The sequence below is a fragment of the Wohlfahrtiimonas larvae genome, assembly GCF_002006755.1.
Lineage (GTDB): Bacteria > Pseudomonadota > Gammaproteobacteria > Cardiobacteriales > Wohlfahrtiimonadaceae > Wohlfahrtiimonas > Wohlfahrtiimonas larvae.
Genome location: NZ_MVDO01000230.1, coordinates 1 through 10,111 on the forward strand (window position 1 = coordinate 1; position 10,111 = coordinate 10,111).

The following is a 10,111-nucleotide window of genomic DNA, read 5'->3' on the forward strand; positions in this document are numbered from 1 at the left end:
AAGTTGTGCAATTTCATCAACGCTTGGCGCAACCATTTCAATCCAGTTATTTTGTGTTAACGCATCTACTTTTGCCATTTCTTGACCAATATTACGGCTATAAATTGTCATCATAATGATATTCCTCATGAGTTTTATTACGAATGATTACGCTTACATACGAAGGTATTTTTTTTGATAAAATACAATGAGTAAAACAACACTAATGACAACCATACCAAGGCCAACTACCACCGTTGTTATTGGATTATCTTCTCCTGGCAACGCTACGTTCATTGAGAAAATACTACCAATCATAGTAGGAATAATCATCACAATGGCTAAGGTTGTGAGCATTTTTAATACTGAATTTAAGTTGTTATGAATAATTGTGGCATATGCATCCATCAAATTACTCAAACTTTCACGACGCATTTCTATCACTTCTGCAGATTGTTCTAGATCCACCAAAATTGACTGCAAACGTTTACGTTCTTCATCATGAATTTTAAATGTATCACCCTCTGCGATACGTTTATACAAAATTGCCATCGCACTTAATGCCGTTGAAAAAAAGACTAAGCTTTTATTCAAATTAATTAAACCAAACAATTCAGTATTACGATAAGATAAGCGTAATTCTTTTTGTAAATCTGCAACTTGATGATTAACTAGCGCCAAATGATCTTCATAAGATTCTGAAACCGCTTTAAACAACAATAAAGAGATTCTCGTTTTCATATAACTTTGAAAATCACCATATTGCCCTTCGATGACTTCTCTCACAACATCTAATTCTTGACGACTAATAATCACTAAATGATCCTGCGCATGAATAATGCCCACTGGTACAGTACTATAAGGCGCTTGCTTTAAATCTTCTGCTCCCTCAACTTTAACTGGCACATTTAAAATCATTAATAGTCCATTGGGATTTCTTTCAATGCGCGGTCTTTCATCTTCATCTAATAAATTACTGAAAAAATCTATGGGTAATTCTAATGTTTTTGCCATCAATTGAATTTCCTCAATTGTTGGATTAACCATATTAATCAAACTATTATGTTCTATCGAATTAATTTGAACCAATTGGCCATTCATATCATTTTTATAAATTGTAAACATAATTTTTCCTCACAGCTAAATATAACGACGTGCTTTAAAAAATGAAATGACAGCCAATGCAATAACAATTGTTAATCCTGCCAATGCAGCTAAAGCATAAGGTTCATCTTGAAATGGTAATGGTGTATTCATACCGTAAATACCGGCAACAGCCATTGGAATAGCAGCAATCGTGATAAAAATAGTTAAATATTGAACCGCCCAACTTAAATTATTCTCTATGGCTGCAGAATAAGCATCCATCAAATTACATAAATTTCCATTATAAATTTCAGCTTTTTTTTGTGTTTGCTGATTAGCAATAATGATATCAATCATTTGAATATCAGTACGATGATCACTCGCAAATAATCGTTTTTTTGCTAAATCATTCAAAATAATCCCATTATGTTTTAATGAGCGAATAAAGAATAAATAGCTTTTATTATTATTCAACAAATCAAATACTTGCTTATTACTAATGGATGTCTGCAATCGGCGCTCTACATCATCAACAATCTCGCTAACATTCGCAATCGCAATTAAAAAATACCCTGTAGTTAATTCAAAAATACGATTCACAAAACTTGTCACACCCATAATAGAAAATAGCTCAACATACTCTTTTTGTAAGCTCTCTAAAATGGGATGTGCTTGATCTGCAATCGTAATCACAACATCACCAATCACAATGATGGATAATTTCATGATGGCAAAAGGTACTTTTGAACCTGCTTCATTAGCAATAGGTAATTCAATGACAAAAGCAAAAAGATCAGAGTGACGATCAATGGCTGTGCTTCGTTTGTCTGACTGATGCATATTGAGCATTGAGAAAGGAATCAAAAAATCTTTAGAGATACGCTCTAATTCGTTTTGACTTGGGTTAACAAGTTGAATCCACAAATTGTTTGAAGGTTTGGTGCGATTCAATTTATCTTTTGCTTGTATATCAAATGTTTTAAGCATAGATAACCTCCCGAAATAACAGTATTAAAACCAAAAAAAATGCGCCTCTAACGAAAAGAGGCGCATGTTATTCTTTTTGCGAACAATACATGTCACACGAGTATCACCGCAACTCACGCACACAAGCACGCACATACAGTGATATCTACTTCCCTCAAATCGTTGAGTTTTAGCACTGTACGGCATAAGATGTGAAAATTAATTCACTGCTAGCTACATTATAAACCACCTTAATTCGATAGTTTCTGTTCAAACCCGTTGGCGTCTTTGGACGTTTCTGGGCAGTAGCATATCTCCGTACAGGAGCCTCACCTAACGAGGTTAGATTTGCAATCAGGAGCGCATTATAGCCTATCAAAAAATTATAGCAACCCTTAAAACTGTAAATTTTTATCAAGCCTATTTTATTCGGCCAAAATGCCCATGAGAAAAATCTAAAGATGCTTGCATGATTTCTTCTCGGGAATTCATTACAAATGGACCATAACCAACAATAGGTTCATTCAATGGGTCCCCACTCAAAACAAGCACCGTACTATTCTCAGAAACTTCCAATGTAAAATGATTACCACCTTGATTTAATATAGCCAATTCAGATTCTTGTAATACCTTTTCTCCATTTAAAATCACTTCACCATGGACGATAATGAGACCAACATAACGATGTTCTTGTGCTGGCACTGTAACTTTTGCCCCAGCTTTCAAATGAAAGTCCCAAACATCTAAAGGAGAAAAAGTTTTTGCAGGACCATGAAATCCTTCGTACTCACCAGCAATTACACGTACAAATCCAATATTTTCACCTAAAAATACTTTGGAAATACTTTCATTCATTAACAGCTGATAACCTGGTTGACTCATTTTATCTTTTGCAGGTAAATTCACCCACAATTGAACCATATCTAAAATACCACCATTTTTTACAAAATCTTTTGAATGATATTCTTCATGCAAAATCCCTGATGCAGCAGTCATCCACTGAACATCACCTGGACCGATTACGCCACCTTCTCCTGTAGAATCATGATGCGCAACCTCCCCTTCATAAACAATGGTAACTGTTTCAAATCCTCGGTGTGGATGTTCTCCAATACCTCTTGGTGAATTTCCAGGTTGAAATTCTGTTGGTCCTGCTCTATCCAATAAAATAAATGGATTCAATATCTTGCCATGATTATTATATGAGAAAAGTGAACGAACTTTGAAGCCATCCCCCACCCAATGCGCAGGCGGTGCTCCATAAATATTTAATAATTTTTTCATAATTATTTTCCTCGAACATTTGTTTGAAATTATATTTATTATGGCAGAACTTTCAGCGCCCTATTATTCCAAATTTAGGACATTTCTTATCATTTTATTGACTATCTCATTGTTTTATTGCTTGGTATAGTATTTACCATCACATGATTTAAGCCTAGATTTTTGGAGATTATTTTTTATGAAAAAATTTATTTTATCCGCTTTAACATCACCTTTATTAGCAAGCATATCGATCGCTGCAGATTATAAATTAGATCCTATGCATTCTAATGCTCGTTTCAATATTGATCACTTTGGAACCACAACCAATCATGGTGGTTTTTATGGTATTGAAGGCACTGTTGCATTTGACCCTACAAATAAAACAGGCGCAGTAGAAGTAACGATCCCCATAGAATCATTAAATACTGGTGCAAAAGATTTTGATAATCATATGAAAAGTGCTGATCTTCTTGATATTGCTAAATTCAAGAATATGACATTTAAGTCAACTGAGTGGATTTTCAATGGTGATAAACCAACAGAAATCAAAGGCGAATTAACAATGATGGGTAAAACAAACCCAGTAACGTTAAAAGCAACTAAATTCAATTGCTATGAAAATCCAATGTTCAATGCAGAAGTTTGTGGGGGAGATTTCACTGCCATAATTGATCGTACATTATGGGGAATTGACTTCTTAGTGGATATGGGTATGACAAAAGATGTCGTATTACAAATCCAAGTAGAAGCAGTTAAACAATAACTTTTTGCCCCCAGTATTTGGGGGCTTTGTTCTATTATTAAGACAATAATTCATTCACTAAGATTGTTTGATCCTGCTCCGGATATAATACTTTTGCAGGCACACGATAAACAGTTTCCACTTGTTTTCTTTGCCCTTCAACCAATTCAGCGTCACTGCCATCTGGCTTTAGTTGCAATAAAATACCTTTACACTTTTCTTCAAATAAAGCCCGCTGACTTTTAAGCCACAAAATAGTCTTCTTACGCGATTCTTGTGAAACTTTTTCATCAATCGCCATAAATTTTATAGGATCAAATACGGGATAAACCAAAACGAATGGCACTCCTTCTATCAATAGTTGATCTAATTCATTTAACCACATGATAGTTTCTTCAACTGATGATGGAAATTGATGAATTTCTACGGATGGAAAATTCTCAATGGATAAAACTTTAAAAGACATAATTCTCTCCTTTGCAAACATAAACGAGATTTAATATCGTTTGAAAATAAAATACCAATCAATTTATTATCATCTTGAATTTTAATGATATTATGCATTCATTCTTTATAGGAACATAGTATGTCACGTAATTTTTTAGTTTATGGTGCAAGCAAAGGGCTTGGTAAAGCGATCATTGAGTCAATACCTTCTGAACAAGACACTATTTTTGCTATTGCAAGAAACTCATCTCAATCACCTCATAAAAATATTAAATGGATATTGGCTGATCTCAATAAGACAATCGAATCTGTTACTCAAGTGACAGAAATAATCCAAAATAAAAGCATTGATTGTCTGATTTATAATGTCGGCATTTGGGAATCCACTGCATTTTCAGATGAATATAATTTTGAAGCAATATCTCAACAAGAAATTTTAAACATGATACAAGTAAATATCAGTGCATGTTTATTACATATTCAAGCTTTATTACCCAATCTGAAAAAAGCCAATCAAGCAAAAATTATCCTCATTGGCTCAACTTGGGGTTTAGATAATCATAATGGTTGTGAAGTTGTATTCTCAGCATCAAAATATGCATTGCGTGGTATTGCACAATCCCTGCGCGAGAATCTACGCAATGACAAAATTGGCGTTTCTGTGTTGAATTTAGGCTACTTAGCAACAGAATATCCAATCGAAGCGCCTGCTGAAACTGTTATTTCAGAAACAGAAGGCACATTAATTCCATTGCAAGATGTCATGTCGGCTATTCAATTCATTCTCAGCACAAGCCACGCAACATGCGTGAAAGAAATCACGATGCCTGCAATGTTGGATATGAATGTATAGCCTAAGTGAATTTAATCAATATTATTTAGATGATTCAACCAAGATTGAATATCCGTAAGTACCTTTGGAATATCTGGCTGATCAAAGCTATCGGCCAACTCATGATTTAAATTTTTGTAATAATAAACTGTCACATTCTCTTTACTGATTAAACAATAATAGGAACTGATGTATATATCTGAAGACATATACCGATCTGCTAAGCCTTGAATAATTAACAATGGTTTGTGGCTATTTTTGAGAGTGTTATACATATTGGTATTCAACATCTCGTACCACCAATGATAATTATGGTCTAAAAATCCGATATCATTGGTAATTTCACCATTTTGGCCTTGTTCTAAAAACTTAGAAATAACGGGATGCTCTAAGACTAAATCATCTAAAGATTCTGCGGTTTCAATTCTCCAAACCATGTCATTGGCATATGATCCTGCCCCTGTATTAATAGCGATTGCAGCAGAGATGGGTAGGTTCTCATTTGCCAATAATAAACTCATGATAGCAGCACCTTCCCTCACACCTAAAAGAATAATATGCTTATATCGACCCGAGAGTTGACGAAATACCGTAACATAATCATCAACGCGCTGTAAGGGCGAATTATTTTCTATAAATGTAGAAGGACATTCAGCATCACGCCCTTCATTAATTAAGCCATACTTCTCGACCCATAAAGTATCTGCCTTAAAGTTAAGATCTGCAAATAATGACATTCTGCCATATTGATAAGGGACAGAAATACACGCACTACCCTGTATAATGACAAACAACGTATCATTATTATCATCCTCTTGATGATAATAATATAAAATATCACTACCATCATCTCGAGCTATTTTCATAGGTTCTATTTCTGTTGCAACAACATATTGCAATAAAAGAATCAGAGCACAAGACATAAAAATTTTCATAGAAAAACCTTTCGTTATAAGCAGGCATATAACGATCATCTAAAATATCAATTAGCCTTATATTTTAAATAGGTTCCAAAATATATTATCATCAAAATTTACATTTATTGACAATAATCAATACAAATAAATTTTTATAATTTAAATAGTCCATAACCATAATAATGCATCAACCTAAATATACAGATCGATGCTATAGTCAAAATCATCTATTGATAATATTCGACTGACCAAAAGAGATTGATATGAATAATTTCCATGCTTTAGAAGAAGCTTTTTGGCAAAGCATTAGTCAAAGCCATTACACATCCAACAATATAAAAGCCTACATTAGCCCTGTCACAGAAGTACAAAATTTTAATATCTGTTATATCAATGAAGGTGCTGATATTCAAGAAATTATCAATGTACTTAATTGGTATAATGCACAATCTCGTGATTGTATGATTATTTGCCCAGAAGGCCCTACACATGCAATTCTTCAATCACACAAAGTAACATGGCAATTAGAAAATGAAACACCCACAATGGCGATGTTTTTGAATTTGAACGAATGGCAGCCAATACCTAATCGTATTGATGATTTTGTTATCCGCTTAAGTAATGATGATCTATCCTATTGGAGCAGCCCATTAGTAACAGCTTTTGGCTCAGGCGATTTATTACAAGATGCTATCGTTATAGGACAATATCAAACAGCCCATGAAATGGCTTTACGACAACAATGTCCACTCTATCATTTCGCATTGATACATCATGATACCCCGATCTGTAGCCTGACATTGACCATTATAGATGATGCTGCGCGCTTAGATGATATTGGGACAGATATTCATCATCAAGGCAAAGGCTATGCAACTGCTTTAATTCAATACGCGTTAATATTTGCTAAAGAACAAAGCGCAAAGCAATGTGTATTAGAAGCATCCTCAGATGGTTTATCGGTCTATCAAAAATTAGGATTTAAATCTCTATGGCATTACCACGCTTACTATAAATCCACGGAACTAAACACAAAACATCACAACCAAAACGATCATCAATAAAACTGGATAGGCTTTCGCATGCACGTGATCAGGCAAATATTGCATCATTCGAATGCCTATTTTGACACCAATCCAAGCACTGATAATTAATAATATCGCACCTTTAATGTATAAAAAGCCAATAAAGCCTTCACCAAAATTCAATTGATCATGGATTGCATATAACCAATAAACAACACTGCTTGTAATCGCCATTGGCAATGTTAAAGGGTTGGCCATTGCGGCAGATTCTTGCATGCTTGCACCACGCCTTCTCATCAATGGCACAGTCATTATACTACCGCCTACGCCTAAAAATGCAGCAACAACACCAATCACAACGCCAATCACACCATCTCGTTGAGGAGAAATTTTCTGAATAACCTCTGCTTTAGGATTCATAAAACCTTTTCTTACAGTACAGTCAATAATTGTGATCACCAAATACAATATGAATAACCAACGAATCCAATCGCTATCCACTAATACTGCGATCAAAGCACCAAAACATCCTCCAATAGAAATAGCAATGAATAATGGCCCAATGTGATCAAAGTTTAAATTACCTTTTTTATGATGTTGGTAGCTTGATAACGATGCTGAAAAAATCATGATGAATGCAGAAGTCGCCACAGAAATCTGCATCGCAAATTCACTGATCAAACCTTGATCATGCATTGTTAATGATAAATAAGAATAAAGCAAAGGCACTGTAACAAAACCACCACCAAAACCAAATAGAACCGTTGTGATTCCTGAAATAATTCCAAAGAAACTTAAGAGTAATAACATCATAATCTCTATATTGATGACAAATAATGGCATCATACTGAAATTATGATTGGCAAACTTACGATAAAATGCCATATACTATCGATAATACGCCAAAGGAATTTAAATGGTGATTCACACTATTGAAGATACACCAAGAGAAATCATCGCTCTAGCTACTGATTACAAAGATGGTACATTGCTGCCAATGCATCAACATCAACGTGCTCAGTTTTTATATAGTATTCGTGGGATGATGGAAGTTTCCACAGAACATGATCGCTGGCTTGTGTTTCCTGATAGTGGTGTTTGGATTCCATCACAAATACAGCATTCTGTGAGAATGCTCAATGCATCAACAAGAAGCTTATACATTTCACCTGAGTTATCATTACGCGGCGAACGATGTGAAGTTGTAAAAGTTTCCAAACTCATGCATACACTTTTAATGGCAGCAACAGAGATTCCTCGTTTATATGAACTGCAAGGCCGAGATGCAACACTATTTCAACTATTAACGTATGAAATTCAAAGTGCAGAAGCTTTACCTTTTCACATTCCATTGCCTCAAGATCCTATATTGTTAGCATTATGCCAAAGCTTTATTCAATCGCCCAATATCCATGAATCACTTGAAAAATGGGCTAGCTTAACCCATAAAAGCACACGCACATTTTCTCGCTTTTTCCAAAAAGAAACAGGGATGACATTCAGCCAATGGCGACAACAAATCTGTTTATTATATGCATTAACTGAATTAACAAAAAATCAGCCCATCACCAATATAGCTTTATCATTGGGTTATGAGAGCATCAGCGCATTTTCTGCCATGTTTAAAAAATCTTTGAATTATTCACCCAGTGAATTTTCCCAATTTCCATCTTGATAGTGCTATTGTATTGAAAACCACATTCAGATTCCCATCAATATAACTATCCCTCCCTATGGGAGAAATAGATTTTCAAATTGTTATCAAACAACATACACAAAGGTTTATCATGGATTTCTTTTGGATTCTCTTCCCCATTTTTTCTATTTTTGTCGTGGGATTCATTGCACAAAAAATTCTGCGCTTTGATATTCAGAATCTTTCCAAAATGTCTTTGTATGTGCTTTCACCATTCTTGGCTTTCCGCACGTTCTATACTCATGAATTAACTTTTGATTATATCTATTTAGCTTTTTATGTTTTTGCGCTATGTTTAGGTTTGATACTGATCATCAGTATCTGGTCAAAACTTATGAGATATTCTGAAAATATACGCTGCGGTATGATATTAAGTGCATGCTTCATGAACAATGGTAATTATGGCGTACCGGTGATTTTAATGTTCTTCGGTGCTCAAGGATTTGATTTAGCCATCATTCTGTTAGTTCTACAACAAGTTGTGATGAGCACCATTGGGATTTACTATGCAGCTAAAGGCAGCGATCGTCAAAGTGAAGCATCCTCTATAAAATTCGCATTGATCCGTGTGATCAAAATGCCTGTTGCATATGGCGCATTACTTGGAATTTTCTGCCAATTAATCCATATCCCAATCAGTAATTCTGTCATGAAATCCATCTCTATGATTGGAGATTCATCCATTGTTGTCATTATGATTATTCTAGGCATGCAACTTGCGATGATCCAAATTAAAGAAATTGATTTACCTAAACTTTCCATTTCTTTAATTGTGAAAATGGTACTTTCACCAATTTTGGCATACTTTTTAGTGATATTCCTGCCTTTATCAGAAACATACAAAACGATTCTCATTATACTTGCAGCAATGCCTGCTGCAGCTAACACAACACTACAAGCTGTATTTTTCAACACTCAACCTAAATTAGTATCTAGTGCTACATTCATCAGTACAATTTTAAGCTTAATCACTTTACCAATTATTATGTGGTTACTGAATGTTTCCATTCCCGCATAATCATTTATGCTCGATTGGCTCTGTAATTGTGAATTACCCCAATGATGATGACTAATACCAATAAAATTGCAGAGGCCAGTGCAAATACCCCAAAGTATCCCATTGCTGTGATGGGCTTGATCCACCAAAACAATAAA

At 34.7% G+C, this 10,111-nt stretch carries 11 protein-coding genes and 1 riboswitch; of the genes, 5 read left to right on the forward strand and 6 right to left on the reverse strand.

Features of this window, described 5'->3' with window-relative positions; translation table 11 throughout:
• Window positions 1–153 precede the first annotated feature (153 nt).
• The 3 genes from BZK14_RS11850 to BZK14_RS11860 all read right to left on the reverse strand — a co-directional run bounded on the left by BZK14_RS11850 (window position 154) and on the right by BZK14_RS11860 (window position 3,315).
• Window positions 154–1,104 (reverse strand): magnesium transporter CorA family protein, encoded by a 951-nt coding sequence (locus BZK14_RS11850; protein WP_077926681.1) that lies wholly within the window; start codon window positions 1,102–1,104, stop codon window positions 154–156.
• A 15-nt stretch (window positions 1,105–1,119) separates the two neighbouring features.
• Window positions 1,120–2,052: a magnesium transporter CorA family protein gene (locus BZK14_RS11855; RefSeq protein WP_077926682.1), complete on the reverse strand. Its 933-nt coding sequence runs from the start codon at window positions 2,050–2,052 to the stop codon at window positions 1,120–1,122.
• A gap of 146 nt (window positions 2,053–2,198) precedes the next feature.
• Window positions 2,199–2,379, reverse strand: a riboswitch (M-box (ykoK) riboswitch).
• Between the two features lie 72 nt (window positions 2,380–2,451).
• On the reverse strand, window positions 2,452–3,315 hold the full coding sequence (locus BZK14_RS11860) for a pirin family protein (RefSeq protein ID WP_077926683.1): 864 nt from the start codon (window positions 3,313–3,315) through the stop codon (window positions 2,452–2,454).
• A gap of 178 nt (window positions 3,316–3,493) precedes the next feature.
• Here BZK14_RS11860 and BZK14_RS11865 point away from each other — a divergent pair, with 178 nt between their 5' ends.
• Window positions 3,494–4,060, forward strand: a complete 567-nt coding sequence (locus BZK14_RS11865) for a YceI family protein (RefSeq protein ID WP_077926684.1) — start codon at window positions 3,494–3,496, stop codon at window positions 4,058–4,060.
• A gap of 37 nt (window positions 4,061–4,097) precedes the next feature.
• On the opposite strand, the gene BZK14_RS11870 is transcribed toward BZK14_RS11865, so the two are convergent.
• Entirely contained in the window at window positions 4,098–4,505 is a 408-nt protein-coding gene (locus BZK14_RS11870) for a hypothetical protein (protein WP_077926685.1), read from the reverse strand.
• A 120-nt stretch (window positions 4,506–4,625) separates the two neighbouring features.
• On the opposite strand from BZK14_RS11870, the gene BZK14_RS11875 reads away from it, so the two are divergent.
• Window positions 4,626–5,339: an SDR family NAD(P)-dependent oxidoreductase gene (locus BZK14_RS11875; RefSeq protein ID WP_077926686.1), complete on the forward strand. Its 714-nt coding sequence runs from the start codon at window positions 4,626–4,628 to the stop codon at window positions 5,337–5,339.
• A gap of 11 nt (window positions 5,340–5,350) precedes the next feature.
• Here the strand turns inward: BZK14_RS11875 and BZK14_RS11880 are convergent, their stop codons facing one another.
• Window positions 5,351–6,253: an alpha/beta fold hydrolase gene (locus tag BZK14_RS11880; RefSeq protein ID WP_077926687.1), complete on the reverse strand. Its 903-nt coding sequence runs from the start codon at window positions 6,251–6,253 to the stop codon at window positions 5,351–5,353.
• Window positions 6,254–6,498: 245 nt separating this feature from the next.
• Here BZK14_RS11880 and BZK14_RS11885 point away from each other — a divergent pair, with 245 nt between their 5' ends.
• Window positions 6,499–7,299, forward strand: coding sequence for a GNAT family N-acetyltransferase (locus BZK14_RS11885; protein WP_077926688.1), 801 nt, complete (start codon window positions 6,499–6,501; stop codon window positions 7,297–7,299).
• Here BZK14_RS11885 and BZK14_RS11890 read toward each other — a convergent pair.
• Window positions 7,261–8,070 (reverse strand): sulfite exporter TauE/SafE family protein, encoded by an 810-nt coding sequence (locus BZK14_RS11890; RefSeq protein WP_077926691.1) that lies wholly within the window; start codon window positions 8,068–8,070, stop codon window positions 7,261–7,263. The two genes, BZK14_RS11885 and BZK14_RS11890, sit on opposite strands and share 39 nt — an antisense overlap.
• Before the next feature lie 106 nt (window positions 8,071–8,176).
• Here BZK14_RS11890 and BZK14_RS11895 point away from each other — a divergent pair, with 106 nt between their 5' ends.
• The gene (locus BZK14_RS11895; protein ID WP_077926689.1) at window positions 8,177–8,935 is read left to right on the forward strand and encodes an AraC family transcriptional regulator; all 759 of its coding nucleotides are present in this window, start codon (window positions 8,177–8,179) and stop codon (window positions 8,933–8,935) included.
• Between the two features lie 112 nt (window positions 8,936–9,047).
• A complete protein-coding gene (locus BZK14_RS11900) occupies window positions 9,048–9,974 on the forward strand; it encodes an AEC family transporter (RefSeq protein WP_077926690.1) in 927 nt (308 codons plus the stop codon).
• Window positions 9,975–10,111: the final 137 nt, after the last annotated feature.

What these genes read in the sequence shown, in the direction of transcription:
- BZK14_RS11850 (WP_077926681.1), bottom strand. Translation starts at nt 1,104, where the DNA reads ATGTTTACAATTTATAAAAATGATATGAATGGCCAATTGGTTCAAATT.
- BZK14_RS11870 (WP_077926685.1), bottom strand. Translation starts at nt 4,505, where the DNA reads ATGTCTTTTAAAGTTTTATCCATTGAGAATTTTCCATCCGTAGAAATT.
- BZK14_RS11875 (WP_077926686.1), top strand. Translation starts at nt 4,626, where the DNA reads ATGTCACGTAATTTTTTAGTTTATGGTGCAAGCAAAGGGCTTGGTAAA.
- BZK14_RS11885 (WP_077926688.1), top strand. Translation starts at nt 6,499, where the DNA reads ATGAATAATTTCCATGCTTTAGAAGAAGCTTTTTGGCAAAGCATTAGT.
- BZK14_RS11880 (WP_077926687.1), bottom strand. Translation starts at nt 6,253, where the DNA reads ATGAAAATTTTTATGTCTTGTGCTCTGATTCTTTTATTGCAATATGTT.
- BZK14_RS11900 (WP_077926690.1), top strand. Translation starts at nt 9,048, where the DNA reads ATGGATTTCTTTTGGATTCTCTTCCCCATTTTTTCTATTTTTGTCGTG.
- BZK14_RS11865 (WP_077926684.1), top strand. Translation starts at nt 3,494, where the DNA reads ATGAAAAAATTTATTTTATCCGCTTTAACATCACCTTTATTAGCAAGC.
- BZK14_RS11895 (WP_077926689.1), top strand. Translation starts at nt 8,177, where the DNA reads ATGGTGATTCACACTATTGAAGATACACCAAGAGAAATCATCGCTCTA.
- BZK14_RS11890 (WP_077926691.1), bottom strand. Translation starts at nt 8,070, where the DNA reads ATGTTATTACTCTTAAGTTTCTTTGGAATTATTTCAGGAATCACAACG.
- BZK14_RS11855 (WP_077926682.1), bottom strand. Translation starts at nt 2,052, where the DNA reads ATGCTTAAAACATTTGATATACAAGCAAAAGATAAATTGAATCGCACC.
- BZK14_RS11860 (WP_077926683.1), bottom strand. Translation starts at nt 3,315, where the DNA reads ATGAAAAAATTATTAAATATTTATGGAGCACCGCCTGCGCATTGGGTG.